The sequence below is a fragment of the Chlorobium sp. genome (assembly GCF_049593655.1).
GTDB lineage: Bacteria > Bacteroidota > Chlorobiia > Chlorobiales > Chlorobiaceae > Chlorobium.
Map to the genome: position 1 here is coordinate 15,252 of NZ_JBAWHG010000066.1, position 22,573 is coordinate 37,824.

The following is a 22,573-nucleotide window of genomic DNA, read 5'->3' on the forward strand; positions in this document are numbered from 1 at the left end:
GTGTATCATAATGGCAATAAATGCTTATGTGTGAACAGCAGAACATTATCATACCCGATCAAGAAACCCTGCAGATAGACCAGGCTGTCGCCACGCTCCGGAAGGCCATATACAACTGCACCGAGTCCATCGCAAGACCTGAGCCAGGCCTTTATACGTTCAGTCAGCCTCTTATGGCCGCCGATCCGCTTCGATGGCTTGCCAGGCAGAATCTGTTTCCCAGAGTATTCTGGATGAACCGGGAAAGAAATTTCACCATTGCCGGCATCGGATGCGCCGACCGCATCGAACTCGACGAACCGGGACCGAACAGGGAAAGCTTCGAACGTCTCGTCAGCACCCTTGCGGCAAAGGACCCTTCGACCCGTTCCGCCCGTTATCTGGGAGGCTTCCGGTTCAACAACCAGGAAAAACAGGACGGCACGTGGGAGGGATTCCCCTCCTTCTGTTTCGTGCTTCCGCTGGTTCAGCTCACTTTGGAAGAGAACGTTTTTCAGCTGACCTGCCATCTCAGGATTGAAAACGGAGAGGACATTGCCGATAAGCGGGCACAACTGCTCGACACACTCGACCATCTGGATACAGCCGAAAACAGCGAGGATGATCAGCTCCCGGAAATGATGCAGATCACCTGCATCCCCGACAGGGAGCTATGGACCGATTGTTGCAGACAGGCTCTTGAGCTGTTTGAGTCGGGCGCAATGGAGAAGATCATGCTTGCCCGCAGGACCTTTCTCGAGTTCAGCACCGGTTTTTCTCCGATGCTGTATCTGCTCCACTATCCCTATCCGAAAAACTCGACCTACCGGTTCTATTTCGAACCCGAAAAAAACCGGGCATTCATAAGCTTCACCCCGGAGCGCCTCTACCGCAGGAACGGGCCGGTAATTCTTACCGAGGCCCTTGCAGGAACCTGCATGAAAGAGAGTATCAAGGGCAGCGATGACCTTGCATCGGAAATGCTGCTCAACTCTGAAAAGGATATCAGGGAACACGGATTCGTCAAGGATACCATCTACAGGGAGCTGCAGCCGGTCTCAAGCTCCGTCGAAATGGAGGAAAAGCTCCGGGTGCTGCAGCTGAACCGTCTTGCTCATTTATACACCCGCTGCACGGCAACCCTCAAACCTGAATACTGCAGCGACAGCACCGTTCTCTCCCTGCTTCATCCGACACCGGCGGTCGGGGGGGTACCCAGGGAGGAGGCTCTGCAGCATATCATGCATCTCGAGCCCTTCTGCCGGGGCTGGTACGCAGCTCCTGTCGGATGGATCAGCCGCGACAGCGCGGAATTCTGCGTCGGTATACGCTCTGCGCTGGTCAATTCCGGAAACACAAATCTCTATTCGGGAGCCGGCCTGGTAAAAGGCTCCGATCCGGACCTTGAATGGGAAGAGGTTGAACAGAAGATCGGCGATATTATGGCTATAACCAGTCACACCGCATGAACAACCGGGAAATCACCTCGCTATGGAGCCAGGTCATCATTGAAGAACTTGTCCGGCTCGGCGCCGGATTTTTCTGTATTTCCCCTGGCTCCCGCTCGACACCCCTTACCGTTGCGGCGGCACGCCATCCCGGAGCGGTATGGAAAATATTTCCCGACGAACGCTCCGCGGGCTTCTTCGCGCTCGGTCACGCCCGAGCAACCGGCAAGCCTGCCGTACTGATCTGTACCTCCGGAACTGCCCCGGCCAATTACTATCCTGCGGTAGTCGAAGCCTCGATGGACGGCCAGCCGATGCTGATTCTTTCAGCCGACAGACCCTTTGAACTGCTTGAAACCGGCGCGAACCAGACCATTCAGCAATTCGGAATGTTCGGGGCTTACAGCCGATGGAACTTCCGTCTCCCTGAACCTTCATCCGACATTCCGCTCCGTTCGGTTATCACCTCGATCGACCACGCCCTGTCGATGGCAACCGGCTCGATGCCCGGACCGGTCCATCTGAACGTTCCGTTCAGGGAACCTTTCGAACCGGTCATACCCGAACTTCATGACCCATGGCTTGCCCCGGTTGCAGGGTGGATAGATGGTTCCGGACCGCTCTCGCGTTCCGTGCAGCCTGAACGGGTACCGGCTCCCGGGATCATTCCCCTGCTCCGGAACATGCTTGCCGGTTCGAGGCAGCCTTTTTTCATTGCAGGAAGACTCCAGAACGAAACCGATGCCCTGGCTGTCGGCAATCTGGCCCGTTCGCTCAATATCCCGCTCTATGCGGATATCTCCTCGGGGCTGCGCTTCGACGCGTCGCTGAGCCCGCTGCAACTGGCTTTTCAGTCATCCCTTTTTCCTGAAAAATTCAGGCCTGATACGGTCATTCATTTCGGCGGCCCCCTCATCGCACGCTATCCGGCGGCGGCTATCCGGCAGTGGAATCCGGAAAATTTCATTGTCGTCAAACCGAATGCGAACCGATTCGGCCCCGACCACAACGTCACCCTCAGCATCGAAGCATCGCCCTCGCTGATTGCCCGCGCCCTGGAGGGAAGCCGTAAACCTCTCCATCCGCAGAGCTACCCTCTGCCTGAAACGTTTTTCCGGCAGGCGGAAGAGTGCATCGAAAAGCACTGCATTGCCGACAAACCGGTTTCAGAAATAGCCGCGGCACGAATCATTTCGAAAATCATCACCGGAGAAGAGGGATTGTTTCTCTCCAACAGCATGCCGGTAAGAGATATGGATCTGTATGCATCGACATCTCAGCCGGCCTGCTTCATGACCGGCACGAACCGCGGAGCCAGCGGCATCGACGGCATTATCTCGACCGCGGCCGGTTTTGCCTCCGGACTCCGCAAACCGGTAACGCTGCTGATCGGCGACATAGCCTTCCTGCACGATCTCAATGCGCTCTGCCTGCTGCAATCGCTCCGGGTGCCGCTCAGGATTGTGGTGCTGAACAACAACGGCGGGGGAATTTTCTCATTCCTTCCGGTCGCATCCGAAGAAGATGTTTTCGAAACGCATTTCGCCACTCCGCAGAACTACAGCATCCGGGATGCAGCCGCGGCATTCGGAATCGCTTACCGCATGCCCGTAACGAACCGGGAATTTGAAACGACGTGCCGGAGCGCCGGAGAGAACGCCGTCACCACCATTATCGAGGTAAAGGGAAGCCGTAGGGAAAACGTCCAGCAGCACCGTGCGCTCCAGTCGGAAATCACCGCTCTCGCGGCAAGCGCCCTGAGCCGATAATGCCTGCCCCTTCAGACTTCAGCATCCTGACCAGGGGCTACCGGAACAACCCTGGCCTGATCCTTCTGCACGGCTTTCTCGGCTCGTCGGAAGAGTGGCTCCCCGTAGCGGAAAAACTCGGCAGTGACTATTACTGCATGCTTTTCGATCTTCCGGGACATGGCCGAACCCCTGCAGGAACAAACTCCTTCGAGGAACAGATGCGGCAGCTTGCCGATGCGATCGGCCGGAAACAGGACTCACCCTCGTTTCTTGCCGGTTATTCGATGGGCGGACGCATTGCTCTCTATCTCGCGCTGCGCTTTCCCTACCTGTTCAGGAAAACCGTGATCATTTCAGCCTCGCCCGGCCTGAAAACGGCGGAGGAACGCCTGCAGAGACAGAACAGCGATGCAAGCCTCGCCCTGAGTATTGAAGAAAACTTCGAAAAGTTTCTCGACTGCTGGTATGGCCTTCCTCTCTTTTCCAGCCTGAAAAACCACGCATTGTTCGAATCCACTCTGGAAGCAAGAAAAAAAAATCGCCCGGAACAGCTTGCGGCGGCACTGCGCACGCTCGGAACGGGAAGCCAGCCATCCCTGTGGAACGAACTGCCGGACTGTCGGCACCCCATCAGCTTCTTCGCCGGGGAAAAAGACGGCAAATATGTTGAGATTGGTCGTCAAATGGTTAATTTATGTCCTTGCTCGGATCTTGACATCTTTCCACAGTGCGGTCACACCCTGCACATTGAAAACAGGGAGCTGTTTATCGACCGCCTGCTGTTTTCGCTAACCAGAGAGTAAAACCCTTATGAACGCTGTACAATGGATACCTGCGGGCGAATTTACCGATATTCTTTACCACAAAGCCGAAGGTATAGCAAAAATCACCATCAACCGGCCTGAAGTGCGCAACGCATTCCGTCCCCAGACCGTCGAAGAGATGATCTCGGCGCTGTCGGACGCGCGCAACGATCAGGAGATCGGCGTCGTTATCCTTACAGGAGCAGGAGATATGGCCTTCTGTTCGGGGGGCGACCAGAAAATCCGCGGCTATGCCGGCTATGCCGATGCCAAGGGCGTCAATCGCCTGAACGTGCTTGATTTCCAGCGGGACATCCGTACCTGCCCTAAACCGGTGATCGCCATGGTAGCCGGTTACGCTATAGGAGGAGGACACGTCCTGCATATGCTTTGCGATCTTACCATCGCCGCCGAAAATGCCGTATTCGGTCAAACCGGACCCAAGGTTGGTTCGTTTGACGGAGGCTGGGGAGCCAGCTATATGGCGCGGCTTGTAGGGCAGAAAAAAGCCCGCGAAATCTGGTACCTGTGCCGTCAGTACAATGCCTCGGAGGCCCTTGCGATGGGCCTGGTCAACACGGTCGTTCCGCTTGAACGCCTCGAAGAGGAGACCGTCGGGTGGTGCCGTGAAATCCTTGCCAACTCTCCGCTTGCCATCCGCTGCCTGAAAGCGGCGCTCAATGCCGACTGCGACGGTCAGGCAGGCCTGCAGGAACTTGCCGGCAATGCCACCCTGCTCTATTATATGAGCGAAGAGGCCCAGGAAGGAAAAAATGCCTTTGTCGAAAAACGCAAGCCTGATTTCTCGAAATTCCCGAAACGACCGTGAACGCCGACTATTCACATCTCTACAGGTACTCTATCCCTTTCAGCGAGCCGGTAACCGTAAAAGGCTGCCGGCTGCACCATAGGGAAGGCATTGTGCTCGCCCTGAAAAGCCGAGACGGAAAAACCACCGCCTATGGAGAGATAGCGCCGCTTCCAGGCCTGCACAGCGAACCGCTGCCCGCTGCCGAACAGCAGCTTATGGAGGTGCTCACGAAACATGATTTCACAGAATCGGGGCCGCTCTCCGGCCAACTGTACCCTTCGGTAAGAACCGGTCTGGAAATGGCGCTCTTCAACCTCGAGGCCCAGCGTTCTCAGCTGCCGCCCCCCCTTTCCGAACGTGCTCCTGCTGAAGCCGTACCTCTGAACGCCCTGCTTTTCGGAGATTCGGCGACCGTCGGAAAACGTGCGGACGAGTATTTCCGGCAAGGGTACCGCACCTTCAAGCTGAAAGTGACTGCGGAAAGCGCGGAAGAGTCACTCAGAAGCATCAGGATGCTGAAAAACGCCTATAACGGCTCCATCGCCCTGCGCCTCGATGCCAACCAGTCCATGAGTCTCGACGAGGCGGTTGAATTCAGCCGGAATCTTCCGGAAAGAAGTATCGAATACATTGAAGAGCCGCTGAAAAATCCGGAACAGATCGAGGAGTTGCATGCGAGGACCTCGATCCCCTCGGCGCTCGACGAAACCCTCTGGCAGAATCCGGAACTTGCCGGAAGCATTCCCGCCGCATGCCTGAAGGCATACATCCTCAAGCCGAACCGTCTGGGCGGAATCAAGGCAACGCTTGCACTGGCTGAACAGGCAAAAAACAGAAACCTGCAGACCGTTTTCAGTTCGACCTTTGAAAGCGGCATCAGCCTGAGTTTCTACGCCTGGATGGCGGCATGTTGCGCATCCCTGCCAGCCGCGTGCGGGCTCGATACGTTCCGCTTTCTCAAACACGACCTGCTCGACACGCCTTTCGCTCCCGTCAATGCCCGGCTTGATACGCAGAACCTCTACTGGAACGGGCAGAAGGTTGCGTTGCGAAGCATCAAGCTCACCTCGATATGGACCTTGTAAACCGTGCATCCCTGCTTTTCAACCGCTCGCCCGCACTGATCTCCTCCGGAACCGTATACACCTTCAGGCAGTGCGACGCCATAACGTCGCATCTGGCGCTGAAGCTCCACAACAAAGGCCTCCATCCCGGCAGCACGGCGGCCATACTCTCGACGAACACCCCTGCAGCGGCATTTGCGGCCATGGCGCTGCTGAGGGCAGGTATCGTCTGCGCACCCCTGAACCATCGCTTTCCGCCGGAACAGCTCGGCAGAACCCTGCAGGCGCTCCATCCCGATCTGGTACTGGCCGCCGACCCATCCTCAATGCCGCTGAAAAGCGAATGCAGAACGGTAAGCCTGCCTGAGTCAGCAGCTGCCCCTTCAGGGTATGCGATCCCGATACCCTTTGACCGGCAGAACAGCATGGATCGCCCCGTCACCATCATCCATACATCGGCAAGCTCGGGAACGCCCAAAGCCGCCCTGCACAGTTTCGGCAATCACTGGTACAGCGCGCTCGGAGCGGCACGGAACATGCGGCTCGAATGCGGGGACTGCTGGCTGCTTTCGCTGCCTCTCTTCCATATCGGAGGCTATGCCATACTCTTCAGGGCTCTGGCCTCAGGATCGGCTGTCGCCGTACCCGATCCGCAGGAACCCCTGGAACGAAGTCTCGAACGCTATCCGGTAACACACCTGTCGCTGGTTCCCACACAGCTCTTCCGGCTTCTGGGCAATCCCTCGGCACTGCCACGCCTGCGAAAGCTCAAGGCTGTACTTCTCGGTGGAAGCGCAGTTCCCGCTCCGCTGCTCGAAAAAAGCATCAGGGAAGGCATTCCGATCCACCTCAGTTACGGCTCGACGGAAATGTGCTCACAGATCGCCACAACACCGGCTCCAGTGAGATTTGTTCAGGATAACAGCGGCAAGCCGCTCCCCTGGAGGGAGATCTCCATTGCCGGAGACGGGGAAATTCTCGTTAAAGGCGCCTGCCTTTTTCAGGGATATCTGGTCGGCGGGAAACCGGTTCTCTCTCTTGATGACGATGGCTGGTTTCATACGGGAGATACCGGCAGCCTCGATGAGAACGGAAACCTCCGGGTTTTCGGACGGAAGGACAACATGTTCATATCCGGCGGCGAAAATCTGCACCCCGAAGAGATCGAGCAGTCCTTAGGCGCAGTCAAGGGAATCGAACAGGCTCTTGTAGTGCCGCTCCCTGACCCGGAGTATGGCCAGAGACCTGCAGCATTCATCAAAACGGCTGAACCGGGAAATCCTCCTGACGACGCCATTACCGAAGCCATGCTGAACATCGCAGGAAGGCTGAAAACCCCGGTGCGCTATATCAGGGTCTCCGGGTGGACGACGCTGCCGGGATCTCAGAAAATCGACAGGAAATGGTATCTCCGGCAGATTGGCGAAGAAAACCCCCCATGGCCGTGAGCTGTTCCTGTCGCGGGTCCGGAAAAAGAACCCCGGTACCGCTCCTGAAAGTGGCCTGCTGCATGTCACAAGCTGCGGCAATGCATCAGTTGCAACTTTTCTAACGTCCCTTCGCCGCCTGGCGTTTAAGCCTGAACACGGTGAACAATCCGCCCAGACCAGCTATCGGGGCATAAAAAACCGCAGCGAAGAGAATTCCTGTAAACAGATCCGCAGGAGTGAGTGAAACAGGTGCGAGCGCAAGCGCCTCCATTTCGGTAAGCACCCTGAGCTGTTCGGTCAGTTCCGGTTTTCCGGCCGCCATATCCCTTGCCCAGTCGACCATCAGCTTCAGTCCTTCCATACCGGGACGGTAACCTGCCAGAGCAATGAGCAGATAACTGATGGTTTCGGAAAACATACCTCCGGCAATACCGCAGAAACTTCCCAGAACAAAGGCCTGATTGTAGGACAGCCTTGCCTGATAGGCGATCACGGCGTAATAGACAGCCGCCATGCCGGCAAGAAAAACCCCGGAGAAAAAGAAGGTGTTGAGCAGCGTCAGATAGGGCAGCGTGGTTGTAAACGTAACCAGCACCGCTCCAAGAGCTGTAGCCTTCAGTTTTCCTGATAACGGAAGCAGGACCCCGTCACTCTTTTCAGCAGCCATGTTCCGCCTTATGCAAACATCTCGTTGAGAAAATCATCCATGGTATAGAAACCCGGCGACGTGGTATGACGCGCCGCAAGCCATTTGGCGGTCTGCACGGCACCTGCGGCGAAACCTTCGCGGTTTTTGGCATTGTGCGAAACAGCAATTTCATCCGATTCGGAATCGATATAGGCTGTATGCCTGCCGCAAACGCTGCCGAGACGAAGTGCAGCTACCTGCAGTTCATCAGGGGCAATTTTCCGGTCATCGGAAAGCTCCCGCACGATCGTCCGTTTCCTCGGATTGACCGAGAGAATCATATCCGCGGCCCGGAGCGCGGTGCCGCTCGGGAAATCAGCCTTGCCGGTATGATGGTGTTCCGCGAACGCTATATCGAACTGTTCGAACGGCGCGATCAGGCGCGCCGCCTCCCTGACCGTTCTGAGAAAAATGTTGACACCGAGAGAAAAATTTGCCGAGTAAAGCAGCGACGAGCCGCTCTCGACAACGCGCTGCCTTACCGAATCCATCTCGTCGTCCCAGCCCGTCGTTCCGACAACGACCGGAACACGGGACTGCAGCATGGAGGGCAGGTTCTGGAGAAAGGCATCCCTGACGGTAAAATCGATTATGGCGTCACTGCCCAGAAAACTTTCTGCAGTAACGACGCTGCGATCGTCGAGAATCGCGGCGATTTCATGAATCCCCGAGCGGTTGATGATGCCTGCGATCTGCTGGCCCATTCTTCCGCTTCCTACAAGAGTGAACTTCATCTTTCCGGTAATCTGCTTCTTTGTTTACACCTCTCCCATCAGATCAAGAATCCTGTCGAGATCATCATGCGAGAAATACTGGATATGGATCTCCCCTTTTCCAGCTTTTTTTTCGATAATTCTGACTTTCGTGGCAAGTCGGCCTCTCAATCTCGATTCAAGCTGATTGATATGCGGAGAGGGCCTTGTCTCGCCTTCAGTCAGTTTCGGCTGTTCCTTGAACATCCGGTTCACCAGCATCTCAGTCTGACGGACCGAAAGCTGGCGACTGATAATCTGTTTCCACGCCTTGAGCTGCTGCTGTTCTCCTGGCAGGTTGATCAGCGCCCGCGCATGACCCGAGGAGATATCCCTTTTGCGGATGCTGTCCTGTATGGCCATGGGGAGCTTCAGAAGCCGGAGAAAATTGCTTACGGTAGAACGGTTCTTGCCGACCTTCTGGGCTATCTCGTCCTGTGTAAGCCGGCATTTCGTAGTGAGGCTTTTCAGGGCGAGAGCCACCTCTATGGCGTTGAGATCCTCCCTCTGGATATTTTCGATGAGCGCAAGCTCCAGCTTGCTGGAATCCTCATGCGCCTCGATGATATATGCCGGTATGTACTTGAAGCCCGCCTGGGTGACCGCCCTGAGACGCCGCTCGCCGCTGATGAGCTGATAGCCGTCACCATCCCTGCAAACCGTGACCGGCTGGATAACGCCATTTTCGATAATCGAGTTTTTCAGCTCCTCGAGAGCCTTTTCGTCGAACTCCTTGCGAGGCTGAAAGGGGTTCGCCCTGATTTTTTCCACAGGAAGACTGCCGATGGAGCCCTCTCTGACGGGTTCCTGCTCCTCGTCTTTCGGCGAGGCCACAAACCCCTCATCGGGGATAAGGGCCTTGAGTCCTTTTCCTAACGCGTTCTTCGACATACCGGCACCATCCTTACGGTCAGCTAAGGCTTCCGTACCTTAAATTTTTTAATATTGCCATCTCTCTCAAATATCTCTCTGGCCAGATCGAGGTAGTCTTTCGAGCCAAGGCTCTGGGCATCGTAGAGCAAAGCAGGCTTACCGTGGCTTGGAGCTTCCGAAAGGCGGACGTTCCTGCGGATGTAGGTTTTGTAAACCTTGTCCTTGAAAAACTTTTTCACCTCTTCGGCAACCTGGGTGGCAAGACGCAGGCGGGAATCGAACATGGTAACCAGAACACCCTCTATTTCAAGCTTCGGGTTGAGATGTTTACGAACAATACTGATGGTGTTCAACAACTTTCCAAGCCCTTCAAGCGCATAGTATTCGGCCTGCACCGGAATGAGTACGGAATCCGCAGCGGTAAGGGAATTCAGGGTTATGAGGCCAAGCGACGGGGGACAGTCGATGATAATGTAATCGTACCTTCCTCGAACATCCCTGAGCGCCTTCTGCATGACGTACTCGCGCTCACGCATGTTCACCAGCTCTACCTCCATACCGACAAGGTTGACGTTGGAAGGAAGAACATCAAGATATTCAAGGCTCGATGGATGAATGGCGTCTTCGATGTTGCCGCCCTTCACCATAACCTGGTAGAAGGTGTTGTCGATTTCGTCGCCGGTTTCAATGCCGAATCCGGAAGTTGCGTTTGCCTGCGGGTCGATATCGATCAACAGCGTCCTGAATTCGGAAATAGCGATCGAAGCCGCTATGTTTACGGCCGTGGTTGTTTTGCCAACCCCTCCTTTCTGGTTTGCAATCGCAATAACTCTGCCCATGTACCAAACAGGGAATTTTACAGCAGTTGAAGAGGACCTCCATTACTTGCCGGGAGCATTGCATTCAGAACCCCTGACATGGCCGGGAACGAAATATCGGCATCTCAGGGGAAGCCCGACGAAGCAATCGTACGGCGAAACAAATCGGAAGAGGTCCCTAAAGTTCAGTCATGACTTGTTACATTATAATACTTACCTGCACTTTTACAAACTGTATTGACTGATTGATGCAGCGGCTTGAAAAACAGTTCTTTGAACGTCCAACGTTTGAACTTGCAGAAAAACTGCTTGGGAAAATCTTTGTCCGGAGAATAGCTGGAGGCCCTTTTCTGAAAGGCCGGATCGTTGAAACCGAAGCCTATCTCGGTCTCGGCGACGAGGCCTGTCATGCCTGGCGGGGCAGAACGGAAAGGAACAGCATGATGTTCGCCGAACCCGGCAGCCTCTACGTGTACTTCACCTACGGCAGCCACTACATGCTCAACATCGTCAGCGAACCCCTGCATACTGCCGGAGCCGTTTTGATACGGGCCATGGAGCCCCTTTCCGGTGAATCGTTCATGCGGGAACAGCGCAACACCACCCTGGACACCAACCTCATGAGCGGTCCGGGAAAGCTCACCCGGGCTATGGGCATCGACCGGAGCTGCAACGGTCTTTCTCTCTTCGACGGGGAGTTCTTCATCGAGGATGCGCCCGGACTGCCGGAAGAGGCCATCGGCACCAGCACAAGAATCGGCATCACCCGCAGCCGCGACCTGCCGTGGCGAAAATTCATCATCGGAAACCCGCACGTCTCAAGGGTGAAAGTGCCTGGGTGAGTACAGCACAACTCTCCTCAGATACCTCTTCCAAAAAAAATCAGTTTATGCTCTTATCGGTTTCGCTGATTGAACGATATCGATGGGAGACGACTGTCCTCCCCCCTTTCCTGAATGCGAAGTTGCCCGCCCATCTCTGGCATCAAAACCCACAGACGCTCCCCTGCAACGCTGAATAACGAGCCTTTCCCGGCATCTCACACCCTGGGCGTCACCTTCGGCATCCCGATATGTTTCTCTCCATGCTTTTCGCCCCAAACAGGGTTGCTCCCTGCTCATCTCTGATGTCCTGTTCTGAAACAACTGCATCGTAACAGTCCGCATAAACCACCGGCAACAGTCATATCACTCCACTTCAAGGCCACACGCCAAATATCGCTATCTGTTTTTATAAAAACAATATAACCTGATATTGTCCAAAAAAAGTCCGATTTGGCACGATTGTTGACCCTTCTGCTGTAGAAGACGGAAACCAAAAGGAGAGTCATCATGACAGGAACTGGAAACCGCATCATCTCCGACACCCTCAGCATGAGGATCTCCAACGAGGTAATCGTCACGGTCATCAATCCCCAGGATTGAAAGGACAGCGTGTACAACCCCAAACAAAAGGAAAAGGAGAAAAAGATGAAAAAGCTGACACTTTTCGCAGTACTGGCCTCGCTGCTCATGACAGCAGCTCCAGCATACGCCGGATGGTACCGGGCCGCCAATACCTGGACGCAGAAAAATGCTCCGCTGGACAAGAACCTGCATGTCGGCATCGGGCTTGGTATTTCCCATATGCTCAAAACAAATGGAGCGAGCCCTCTGGTTTCCGTAGCCGTGCCGGCAACAATCGGACTGGTAAAAGAAAGCACCGACAAGAATTTCAGTGCGTCCGATCTGCTCTCATGGATTGCCGGCGGTATCGTCGGAGCCATACTGGACGATACCGGAGTTAAAGTAGAGCCCAACCAGGAGAACGGAGGAATAAATCTTCTTGTATATATCGATTAGAACGTCACATGATACCCGAACATCCCAAGCTGTTAGAGAGGCCTGCATTCACCGTGCTCAACCCGGATGGATGCAGGCCTCTGAAATTTACAGCCGAAGCTCCCGCATTCAACTCACATGGTCATCATCAGCCCTGCCACGCAACGAAAATCGGATCAAGCCGTTTTGTCATGCAACAGCGGAGATCGGGTAAGGGAATTTTGATGAGGAACTCCTGCCCGCTTTGCCATCATAAACCAGACAGACCTGAACGCAGAGCAGGCCGGGCACCGTTTATCAGGGAAAAACGGTATTCTGCAATGAGCAGGAAGCGCTGAATTTCGACACCCGTCAGTTTCCCGCCCATGCGATGAACTTCCTGAAGCCAAATGCCCTGCGGGGGCCAAGGATTCACCGTATTGCTACAGTGGCATTCCACGCTCTGAGGGGGAACGTCACCTTTCCTCACGTCAAAATTCGGCCTCGATTATCGAAAAAAGCGGAAAAATCACTGAAATATCCTTATAAAATATTATAAATAGGAACGCTACGGATTAGTGCCTTCAGGTGTTGGAAAGTTCGGAAAAAGTTTCTTTTTTTCGGCTGAACTCTAAACTCTATACAGCATGATCGGGACCCCAATACTTCCTGAAATCAGGGAACTGATCGAGCGCCGGAACTTCAGCGCGCTGCAGCGGATTTTCAACGACTGGATGCCCGCCGATCTGGCGGAGCTCATTTCAGACCTGCCTGAAAACGAACAGGCCATCCTTTTCAGGCTGCTCCCCAAAGAGCTTGCCACCGAAACCTTCGAGTACCTCGATTTCGATTCGCAGCAGAACCTGCTGACCGCACTTACCAAGAAGGATGTGACCCACATCCTCAACAGCATGTCGGCGGATGACCGTACCGCCCTGCTCGAAGAGCTGCCCGGACCGGTTGCACAGGAGTTGCTCAAGCTGCTTTCCTTCAAGGAGTTCAAGATTGCCAAAACCCTGCTCGCCTATGCGGAAGCAAGCGTTGGCCGTCTCATGTCGCCGGATTTTCTCAGCGTGAAGAAAGACTGGGATATAACCCAGGTACTTGAATATATCCGTACATACGGCCACGAAAGCGAAACCCTGAACGTCATCTACGTCGTGGATGACCACGGCAAGCTGAAAGGTGAGTTGCTGGCAAGGGAGCTGCTGCTCTCCTCTCCCGAAAACAAGGTGCGCGACATCATTTCGGAAGACAAAATCGTTACCCTGACGGCCACTCAGGATCAGTCGGATGCGCTCGAAGCCTTCAAGCGTTACGACAACGTGGCGCTGCCGGTCGTCGATTCCAACGGGTACCTCATCGGAGTGGTCACGGTTGACGATATGCTCGACGTCGCCGAAGAGGAAGAAACCGAAGACATCCAGAAATTCGGCGGTATCGAAGCCCTCGAAGAGCCCTATATCGATCTGCCCATCCTCCAGCTCATCAAAAAACGCGCGGTATGGCTTGTCGTGCTTTTTATCGGAGAGATGCTGACCGCTTCGGCCATGGCGTTCTTCGAGGATGAACTTGCCAAAGCGATTGTTCTGGCCACCTTCATCCCCCTTATCATTTCAAGCGGAGGAAACTCAGGCTCTCAGGCGGCAACCCTCGTCATCCGCTCCCTCTCTCTTGGAGAGATCACCATAAGAGACTGGTGGACGGTGATGCGCCGCGAAATACTCTCAGGCCTTGCGCTTGGAAGCCTTCTTGGTATTATCGGTTTTTTCAGGGTGGTTGTCTGGGCAATGATTCTTGACCGCTACTCGTTTCAATGGGCGCTGATAGGCATAACCGTCGGAATCTCCCTGATCGGCATCGTTATTTTCGGAACCCTCGTCGGCTCCATGCTTCCCCTGGTATTAAAGCGGCTGGGTCTCGATCCGGCAACCTCTTCGGCACCGTTTGTTGCAACACTTGTTGACGTTACCGGCATCGTCATCTACTTCAGCGTTGCCTCGCTGCTCCTGCGCGGCATCCTGCTTTGAACGACAGACTCTGCATTCACTGAAAACAGATGCTCCGTGAAAGAGGAACGTGAATCGCTTGCATTCGATGTGGTTTTCGCTGGAGGCGGACCGGCAAACCTTTCCGCAGCGATCCATCTGAAAAACCTGATCGTCCGCCATAACGCACTGCATCCGGCAGAAGAGCTGGAAGCGGACATAGCGGTCATCGATAAATCGCGCCGTTGGGGTTCCCATCTGCTTTCCGGTGCCATACTCGATACCCGGGCACTTGAAGAACTGATGCCGGACTACCGGGAACGCGGCTGTCCGCTTGAATCGGTCGCCAACGACGAAGGAGTTTTCTTTCTCACGGAAAAGAGAAAATTTGCATTCCCCTTTCTGCCCGAACCGTTCCGGAACATCGGCTATCCCCTGATTTCACTCAGCAGGCTCGGAGCATGGATGGCCGGTGAAGCCGAAAAAGCCGGGGTACAGCTTTTCGACAGCACTGCTGCCGTGGGGCTGCTTGTTGAAAATGGAGCGGTTTGCGGCATACTTGCCGGAGAGCTGGGGCTCGACCGGCAGGAAAAGCCGAAACCCGGCCATCTTCCAGGCATCGAGCTCAGGGCAAAGATCACGGTGTTCGGGGAAGGCGCCGCAGGAAGCCTTGCCGGGGAACTGCAGAAAACTTTTTCCCTGCAGCAGGAATCGGAGGCACAGCATTACGAAACCGGCGTCAAGGAGGTCTGGCAGATCCCGGAGGGGCGCATAAAGGCCGGAGCAGTACGCCATACGTTCGGATACCCCCTCCCGGCAGACAGATACGGAGGGGGCTGGCTCTACGCATACTCGAGCACCATGCTTTCTCTGGGCTTCGTAACGGCAATAGAGCGGTCGGCGCCGGAATGCGACCCGCACCGGAACCTGCAGCTCTTCAAGCAGCACCCCTTCATTGCATCAATCCTCGAAGGCGGCTCGCTCGTCGAGTATGGCGCAAAAGCCATTACCTCCGGAGGGCTGAACGCCATGGGGCGCATCTGCGGGCCGGGATTTCTCGTAACCGGCGAATCTGCCGGCATGCTCAACATGCAGCGCATCAAGGGAATACATCTGGCAATGAAGTCCGGCATGCTGGCGGCAGAAACCATTTTCGAGGCGCTTCTCCGGAACGACAGCTCCCCCCCGACACTCCAGGGCTATGAGGAGCGGTTCAGAAAATCCTGGGCTTATGAGGAGCTGTACGACGCCCGGAACTTCCGGCAGGCTTTTGAAAAAGGACTCTATAACGGTCTTCTGCAGGCGGGAATGCAGTTTACCATTCCCGGTCTCTCGCTGGCGTCAGGGTTTCTCAAAAAAAAAGAGAGCACCGAAGAGCGGCAACAGGAGAAAAAAAAGCACTCCGCTCTTCCTCTCACGCCATTCAGGCCCGACGGAAAAATCACCTTCGGCAAAGAGGAGTGCCTCTACCGCTCGGGAACCGTGCATGAAGAGAATCAGCCCTGCCACCTCCGCATCAGCTCCGGCGACATGACGGAAATCTGTCTTGAGCGGTGCCGGAAGGAGTACGACAACCCCTGCACCATGTTCTGCCCGGCCAAGGTATACGAGTTCACCCGGACACCGGAACCGGCTCTGAAAATCAGTGCATCGAACTGCCTGCACTGCAAGACCTGCGCTCTTGCCGATCCTTACGGAATCATTACCTGGACGCCGCCCGAAGGCGGTGGCGGACCCGGTTATAAACTCAGTTAGCACATGAACAGCTCACCTGCCGTTGTAACCGGCATATCGGGCGGCGTCGATTCCGCCGTTGCCGCCTGCCTGCTGAAAAAAGCGGGCTACCGCGTCACCGGCATCAACATCAGGGTACTCGACACTCCTGTCGAAAACCCTTCGCTCCACCCCTCTCCACTGGTGATCAGCGACCATCCCGACTTTCAGATTCCGGTATTCAGCCTGAACCTGAGTGCGAAGTTTTTTGACGATGTCATCCGGTATTTCCGGAACGACTACCTTTCCGGCCGTACGCCGAACCCCTGCATGGTCTGCAACAAAACCATCAAATGGTACGGCCTGCTCGAAGGCGCCCGCATGCTTGGGGCGGAAAAGATCGCAACGGGCCACTATGCCCGAACATCCTTCAGCGATGGCCGGCACCGGCTTCTGAAGGGCTGCGACCCGGAAAAAGACCAGAGTTATTTTCTCTGGATGCTCCGGCAAAGCGATCTGTCGAAAACCCTGCTGCCGCTGGGAGGCCTGAAAAAACCGGAAGTGCGTGAACTGGCCCGCACCTTCGGGGTAAGGGCGGCCGAAAAAAAGGAGAGTCAGGAAATCTGCTTCGTACCGAACGACGATTACTGCGGGTATCTGAAAAACTCGATCCCCGGGCTGGAGAAACAGGTTGCGGACGGCGAAATCGTTGACGCAGGGGGAAACGTACTGGGCCTGCACCGCGGGTACCCCTTCTACACCATCGGCCAGCGCCGGGGGCTCGGCATCTCGGCGCCGGAACCGCTCTACGTCACCGGAATCGACCCTGGGCAAAACCGCATCCGGGTAGGCAGCAAGGCCGATCTGGATTGCCGCACCCTCACGGCTTCAAACCTCAACTGGATCGGCATCGAACCGCCAACGTCGGCATTTGAAACCGCAGCCAGGATCCGTTACCGCGACAGGGAGGCCCCCTGCACGGTCGAACCGCTCGGCCGGGATGACGTGAGGGTATCACTCCAGACCCCGAAACATGCCGTCACGCCGGGACAGGCTGTGGTGTTCTACCGCAATGCCGAAGTGCTCGGAGGCGGAATTATCGGCACCGTCCATCAACCATGAATACAAACCGGAACTTTTTTATTCCATGCTGCAACGAAAACACCTTTCACTGACCTATCTCGACATGGCTCCCCGTGATCCGGAAAACGCTCCGGTCATGATCATGCTGCACGGTTACGGAAGCAACGAAAAAGACCTTATCCAGCTCGCCCCGATGCTGCATGAGGACATTCGCTATATCAGCGCAAGAGCTCCGCACACCCTCGATTTCGGCATGTTCGGCTGGTTTCCTATCGAGTTTACCGCAAACGGCATCACTGTCGATTACCGGGCGGCTGAAGAGGCCCGTCGGCAGCTGATCGCATTTATCGGCGAAATCATCGCCGAGTACCACCCTGCGGGAGGCCGGGTCTTTCTCATGGGCTTCAGCCAGGGATCGGTTATGAGCTACCTGACGGCATTCGAGCAGCCCGAACTGCTGCACGGGGTGATCGCCTGCTCCGGCCAGCTTCCGGAAAAAACGCTTCCCGCCGAACCGGTCAGGGAGTCGCTCGCAAGGCTTCCCTTTCTGGTCATGCACGGCATCCTCGACGAGGTGCTCCCGGTCTCGAAAGGACGCGCCGCACATGAATGGCTCAAAGAGAACGTCAGGGATCTTACCTACAGGGAATACCCCGTAGCGCACCAGATCTCCCAGAGCGGTATCGAACTGATAAGGTCATGGCTTGAAGAGAGAGTGCAAAGAATCGCAGAACCGTAAAAACCTTCCCAAAAGCGAAAAGCCTCCCGGCAAGGGAGGCTTTTCGGCAGGAGAGGAAAATTCCGGGAAATCATTCAGAAGAGCAGCGCAACCTTAAGTCCGAACTGCGTCGAACTGTTTCTCGGCTCTACCGTCGGGGCATTCGGATCACCGCTTGGCACTCCGTTAACGACAAATGGCTCGGACTCGGAATTGTCGATATCCCAGTAACGGAAAAACGGCTCGACAACAAGTTTGCCTGTACTGCCCATATCCTTGCACACTTTGACTGAAGCTCTCAGACCATACCCTCCATTCTGGTCATAAGCTACGTCCTGATAGGTAAAGCCCGTCTCGTTCATATCCGAGAAATAGGTATCCTGGGTACCATCCCAGAAAATGTCGAATTCGAACATGCCTCCAATCGACCAGCCATTTTCAAGATCGGACATGATTTCCACACCAACCGGGCTATAATAATACGTGGATTTCCGGTCATATGCCTGCGCTCCATTCGTAGACACCATACCGCCGCCATCATCGGTCAACTGACGAAACCCGAAACCTGCATAGGGAGTAATAATAATGGTTCCCTTGCCTTTCAGATCGGCTCCAAGCACAACCCTGGCCTCGAAGATGGAATCATCGATTCCGTCGATCCTGCCTGAAATCGGAGAGGTATAGTCCACCTCGCCCCATGCCGCCGTGCCGTCAACCTTTACCATATCGATAGGGCCAAGCATATTTTCCGCACGGTAGGTGAATGATCCGGAAATCCCGTACATGATTCCGCTCTCTTCCATGAGGCCCGATTCCTCATAGGTGATAGTGGAAATTTCGGGTCCTATTTCAAAATGCGCTCCCTGACGGGATGGTTCGGCCTGCAGGACAGGCAGCATAGCCGCCTGAATACAAAGAGCGCAGAAAAAGGTTTTTGTCGCACGAGTATGCATTGGGGCCTCCTTGGCTGATTGGATGGATTACGATAACAGTAATGGGGGTGAAGCATTAAATGTAGGCATTCCAGAGCTGAAATACACGTCGAAAATTAGTTCGGAAGCGGACTCGTGAAAGGAAGGAATTGCCGAGTTATCAGTATATTCTTCTTTTTTTCTAACGATGTCATGCCGTAACGAATGAAGGACACTCTCTTACACCTGCTTGAACAGCGCATCCTCGTGCTCGACGGTGCGATGGGCACCATGATCCAGCGCCACAAGCTGCAGGAAGCCGATTACCGTGGCGAGCGGTTCGCTTCGCACGACCACCCGCTGATCGGAAACAACGACATTCTCGTGCTTACCCAGCCCGATATCATTTATGCCATCCACTGCGATTTTCTGGAAGCAGGCTCTGATATCATCGAAACCAACACCTTCAACGCCAACCCGATTTCACAGGCGGACTACAACGCTGTCGAACTGATAAAGGAACTCAACGTCGAAGCGGCGCGACTTGCAAGAAAAGCTGCCGATGAGTACAGTGCGAAAACTCCCGACAAACCGCGTTTTGTAGCCGGCTCGATCGGCCCGACCAACAAAACGCTCTCCCTCTCGCCGGATGTGAACAATCCCGGTTACCGGGCGGTCACCTTCCGAGAGGTTGTCGACAACTACATCGTACAGCTCGAAGGGCTCATGGAGGGCGGCGTGGACCTGCTCCTGATAGAAACCGTTTTCGACACCCTGAACTGCAAGGCGGCGCTCTTTGCCGTCGAGGAGTATTTCAGCACCATAGGAAAAAGAATACCGGTGATGGTTTCGGGAACCGTTGTGGACGCCAGCGGGCGCACCCTTTCCGGCCAGACCACCGAAGCCTTCTGGATTTCCATCGCCCATATGCCCGACCTGCTCTCCGTAGGCCTCAACTGCGCACTGGGCTCGAAACAGATGCGCCCCTTCATCGAGGCAATGTCCTCGATCGCCGAAAGCTATGTAAGCGTCTATCCCAATGCCGGTCTTCCCAACGAGTTCGGAGAGTACGACGACTCTCCGGCATACATGGCGGCCCAGATAGCCGGTTTCGCCCAGTCGGGATTCGTGAACATCGTAGGCGGCTGCTGCGGCACCACGCCCCAGCATATCAGGGCCATAGCCGATGCGGTAAGTACCCTGCAACCCCGGCGCAAACCTGAACCGAAGCATGATCTGAGGCTTTCCGGCCTCGAACCGCTGCTGGTCAACCAGACAACCGGATTCATCAACGTCGGCGAACGCACCAACGTAACCGGATCACGCAAATTCGCCCGCCTCATCAAGGAGGGCAACTACGACGAGGCGCTCTCGATTGCACGGCAGCAGGTCGAAAGCGGTGCTCAGGTTATCGATGTCAACGTCGATGAAGGCATGCTCGACAGCGAAAAGGTGATGAAGGAGTTCCTCAACCTGATCGCTTCCGAGCCTGAAATATCCCGTGTACCGATCATGATCGACAGCTCGAAATGGTCGGTCATCGAAGAGGGACTGCAGTGCGTACAGGGCAAAAGCATCGTCAACTCCATCAGTCTCAAGGAGGGAGAAAAGCTCTTCAGGGAACGTGCGCAGAAAATTCTCCAGTACGGCGCAGCCACCGTTGTGATGGCCTTTGACGAACGGGGTCAGGCCGACAGTCTGGAACGGCGCATCGAGATATGCCGGCGCGCCTACGATATACTCACCAGAGAAGTCGGGTTTCCTCCGGAGGACATTATTTTCGATCCTAACGTGCTGACCGTTGCCACGGGCATCGAGGAGCACAACAACTACGCACTCGACTTTATCGAATCCGTTCGCTGGATCAGGGAGAACCTGCCCTATGCGAAAGTATCGGGAGGAATCAGCAACGTCTCCTTCTCCTTCCGCGGCAACGAGCCGGTGCGTGAGGCCATGCATGCGGCATTCCTCTACCACGCCATAAAAGCCGGGCTCGACATGGGCATCGTCAATGCCTCCCAGCTGGCAATTTATGAGGATATCGAACCCGAGCTGCTCCTGCGGGTCGAGGACGTGCTCTTCAACCGCCGTCCCGATGCGACGGAACGTCTGGTAACCCATGCTGAAACCATCCGTGAAGGAGGAGAAAAAACCGAAGCCAAAGCCGCCGAATGGAGAAACCTGCCTGTCGAGGAACGGCTTCGCCACGCGCTCGTCAAAGGCATTGTGGAGTATATCGATCAGGATACCGAAGAGGCCCGCAATCTCTATGTGAGTCCACTGCAGGTAATCGAGGGGCCGCTCATGGACGGCATGAACACCATCGGCGACCTCTTTGCCGAAGGCAAGATGTTTCTTCCCCAGGTGGTCAAGAGCGCCCGCGTCATGAAGCGCTCGGTTGCCTGGCTCATCCCCTATATCGAGGAGGAAAAGGCACAGCAGAAAAACAGCAGGCCTGCCGCAAGAGTACTGCTCGCCACGGTAAAGGGCGACGTTCACGACATCGGCAAGAACATCGTCTCGGTGGTGCTCTCCTGCAACAACTACGAGGTTATCGATATCGGGGTCATGATGCCCTGCGAAAAGATTCTCGAAGCTGTCGAGCGCGAAAAAGCGGACATCCTCGGCCTCTCCGGCCTTATCACCCCCTCGCTTGACGAGATGGTGCATGTCGCCCGTGAAATGGAACGTCTCGGCATGAAGATACCGCTGCTCATCGGGGGAGCGACAACGTCGAAAATGCATACCGCGGTGAAAATAGCGCCGGTCTATTCAGGCCCTGTCGTGCAGGTGCTCGACGCGTCCCGCAGCGTTCCGGTTGTAAGCAGCCTGCTCAATCCGGCTCTCAGCGACGACTACCTTTACAGGCTGAAAAAAGATCAGGCGACGATGCGCGAGAACCATGCATCGCGCTCAAAAGAGAAAAAATATCTTCCGATCGAAGATGCGAGGAAAAACCGCCCTGCCCTGCAGTGGGATGAAACAACCCGGAAAACCCCGCTGAAACCCGGCATAACCCTCTTCGAAGACGTCAGGGTCGGCGACCTTCGTCCCTACATCGACTGGACGCCATTCTTCCTCACCTGGGAATTGCACGGGCGCTACCCCGAGATCTTCGAAAATGCGGAGTTCGGCGGCGAAGCGAAAAAACTCTTCGACGAGGCAAACGAACTGCTCGAGCGGATCGACCGGGAAAAACTGCTCGGGATTAAAGGCGTTGCCGGCATTTTTCCGGCAAACAGCAGCGGAGACGATATCACGATCTATACCGACAACAGCCGCTCATCGGTGCTCATGCAGGTGCACACCCTTCGTCAGCAGCAGGAAAAGCCGCAAGGAGAACCCAATCTTGCCCTTGCTGATTTCATCGCCCCCAGAGGGAGCGGAGCAGAGGATTACATCGGCGCTTTTGCCGTCACCGCGGGCCTCGGTATCGAGAAAATTCTCAGGCGGTTCAGTATGGAGCACGACGACTACCACCGCATCCTGACCCAGGCTCTGGCCGACCGTCTTGCGGAAGCGTTTGCCGAAATGCTGCACGAAAAGGTTCGCCGTGAGCTCTGGGGGTACGCACCGGAAGAACTTCTCGGGAACGAGGAACTGCTCAGGGAAAAATACCGGGGCATCCGTCCGGCTCCCGGCTACCCGGCCTGCCCGGACCACACGGAAAAAGCCGAACTGTTCACCCTGCTGAACGCCGAAGCCGCTACCGGCATCACACTCACGGAAACCTATGCCATGAACCCGGCGGCATCGGTCAGCGGCTTCTACTTCGCCCATCCCGAAGCACGGTATTTCGTACTCGGCAAGATCGGCAGGGATCAGGTCGAGGATTACGCCCTTCGCAAGGGCATGAGTATGGATGAAGCTGAAAAATGGCTCGCACCGGCACTCAACTACGATCCGGAGTAGGAAAAACAGGAACGATGTGGACAGGCACTGAC

18 protein-coding genes are annotated in these 22,573 nt (G+C 55.4%); 13 read left to right on the plus strand and 5 right to left on the minus strand.

All coding sequences use genetic code 11. The features are described from left to right. Positions 1 to 20: 20 nt before the first annotated feature. The 6 genes from WBP50_RS11230 to menE are packed head-to-tail and all read left to right on the plus strand — an operon-like array spanning position 21 to position 7,304. Entirely contained in the window at positions 21 to 1,448 is a 1,428-nt protein-coding gene (locus WBP50_RS11230; protein ID WP_423934543.1) for an isochorismate synthase, read from the plus strand. Further along, the gene (gene menD / locus WBP50_RS11235) at positions 1,445 to 3,196 is read left to right on the plus strand and encodes a 2-succinyl-5-enolpyruvyl-6-hydroxy-3-cyclohexene-1-carboxylic-acid synthase (protein WP_423934546.1); all 1,752 of its coding nucleotides are present in this window, start codon (positions 1,445 to 1,447) and stop codon (positions 3,194 to 3,196) included. Before WBP50_RS11230 ends, menD begins: the two co-directional genes overlap by 4 nt. Further along, the gene (gene menH / locus WBP50_RS11240; RefSeq protein WP_423934548.1) at positions 3,196 to 3,981 is read left to right on the plus strand and encodes a 2-succinyl-6-hydroxy-2,4-cyclohexadiene-1-carboxylate synthase; all 786 of its coding nucleotides are present in this window, start codon (positions 3,196 to 3,198) and stop codon (positions 3,979 to 3,981) included. The genes menD and menH overlap by 1 nt, the downstream gene beginning before the upstream one ends. Before the next feature lie 7 nt (positions 3,982 to 3,988). Next, positions 3,989 to 4,810: a 1,4-dihydroxy-2-naphthoyl-CoA synthase gene (gene menB / locus WBP50_RS11245; RefSeq protein WP_423934551.1), complete on the plus strand. Its 822-nt coding sequence runs from the start codon at positions 3,989 to 3,991 to the stop codon at positions 4,808 to 4,810. Further along, positions 4,807 to 5,877, plus strand: coding sequence for an o-succinylbenzoate synthase (gene menC, locus WBP50_RS11250; RefSeq protein WP_423934554.1), 1,071 nt, complete (start codon positions 4,807 to 4,809; stop codon positions 5,875 to 5,877). The genes menB and menC overlap by 4 nt, the downstream gene beginning before the upstream one ends. Then, positions 5,865 to 7,304 (plus strand): o-succinylbenzoate--CoA ligase, encoded by a 1,440-nt coding sequence (gene menE / locus WBP50_RS11255; RefSeq protein ID WP_423934557.1) that lies wholly within the window; start codon positions 5,865 to 5,867, stop codon positions 7,302 to 7,304. Before menC ends, menE begins: the two co-directional genes overlap by 13 nt. A gap of 100 nt (positions 7,305 to 7,404) precedes the next feature. Here menE and WBP50_RS11260 read toward each other — a convergent pair whose 3' ends face one another. The 4 genes from WBP50_RS11260 to WBP50_RS11275 are packed head-to-tail and all read right to left on the minus strand — an operon-like array spanning position 7,405 to position 10,438. Beyond that, a complete protein-coding gene (locus WBP50_RS11260; RefSeq protein WP_423934559.1) occupies positions 7,405 to 7,953 on the minus strand; it encodes a hypothetical protein in 549 nt (182 codons plus the stop codon). Positions 7,954 to 7,961: 8 nt separating this feature from the next. Further along, positions 7,962 to 8,708: a 4-hydroxy-tetrahydrodipicolinate reductase gene (gene dapB, locus WBP50_RS11265; RefSeq protein ID WP_423934560.1), complete on the minus strand. Its 747-nt coding sequence runs from the start codon at positions 8,706 to 8,708 to the stop codon at positions 7,962 to 7,964. Positions 8,709 to 8,732: 24 nt separating this feature from the next. Continuing rightward, positions 8,733 to 9,617, minus strand: coding sequence for a ParB/RepB/Spo0J family partition protein (locus WBP50_RS11270; protein ID WP_423934562.1), 885 nt, complete (start codon positions 9,615 to 9,617; stop codon positions 8,733 to 8,735). Between the two features lie 23 nt (positions 9,618 to 9,640). Next, complete coding sequence (locus tag WBP50_RS11275) at positions 9,641 to 10,438, minus strand: ParA family protein (RefSeq protein ID WP_423934563.1); 798 nt, start codon at positions 10,436 to 10,438, stop codon at positions 9,641 to 9,643. A 227-nt stretch (positions 10,439 to 10,665) separates the two neighbouring features. Between WBP50_RS11275 and WBP50_RS11280 the strand changes: the two genes are divergently transcribed. The 6 genes from WBP50_RS11280 (at position 10,666) to WBP50_RS11305 (ending at position 17,739) form a co-directional block, all read left to right on the plus strand. Further along, positions 10,666 to 11,259: a DNA-3-methyladenine glycosylase gene (locus tag WBP50_RS11280; RefSeq protein ID WP_423934566.1), complete on the plus strand. Its 594-nt coding sequence runs from the start codon at positions 10,666 to 10,668 to the stop codon at positions 11,257 to 11,259. Between the two features lie 627 nt (positions 11,260 to 11,886). Further along, the gene (locus WBP50_RS11285) at positions 11,887 to 12,258 is read left to right on the plus strand and encodes a hypothetical protein (RefSeq protein WP_423934568.1); all 372 of its coding nucleotides are present in this window, start codon (positions 11,887 to 11,889) and stop codon (positions 12,256 to 12,258) included. Between the two features lie 605 nt (positions 12,259 to 12,863). Continuing rightward, a complete protein-coding gene (mgtE, locus tag WBP50_RS11290; RefSeq protein ID WP_423934571.1) occupies positions 12,864 to 14,246 on the plus strand; it encodes a magnesium transporter in 1,383 nt (460 codons plus the stop codon). A gap of 36 nt (positions 14,247 to 14,282) precedes the next feature. After that, positions 14,283 to 15,959, plus strand: coding sequence for a 4Fe-4S dicluster domain-containing protein (locus WBP50_RS11295; RefSeq protein ID WP_423934574.1), 1,677 nt, complete (start codon positions 14,283 to 14,285; stop codon positions 15,957 to 15,959). Between the two features lie 3 nt (positions 15,960 to 15,962). Beyond that, a complete protein-coding gene (gene mnmA, locus WBP50_RS11300) occupies positions 15,963 to 17,039 on the plus strand; it encodes a tRNA 2-thiouridine(34) synthase MnmA (RefSeq protein ID WP_423934576.1) in 1,077 nt (358 codons plus the stop codon). Between the two features lie 25 nt (positions 17,040 to 17,064). Next, entirely contained in the window at positions 17,065 to 17,739 is a 675-nt protein-coding gene (locus WBP50_RS11305; RefSeq protein ID WP_423934578.1) for an alpha/beta hydrolase, read from the plus strand. A gap of 74 nt (positions 17,740 to 17,813) precedes the next feature. Here the strand turns inward: WBP50_RS11305 and WBP50_RS11310 are convergent, their stop codons facing one another. Next, on the minus strand, positions 17,814 to 18,617 hold the full coding sequence (locus WBP50_RS11310) for a hypothetical protein (RefSeq protein WP_423934580.1): 804 nt from the start codon (positions 18,615 to 18,617) through the stop codon (positions 17,814 to 17,816). Between the two features lie 237 nt (positions 18,618 to 18,854). On the opposite strand from WBP50_RS11310, the gene metH reads away from it, so the two are divergent. Further along, positions 18,855 to 22,541, plus strand: a complete 3,687-nt coding sequence (gene metH / locus WBP50_RS11315; RefSeq protein WP_423934583.1) for a methionine synthase — start codon at positions 18,855 to 18,857, stop codon at positions 22,539 to 22,541. Positions 22,542 to 22,573: the final 32 nt, after the last annotated feature.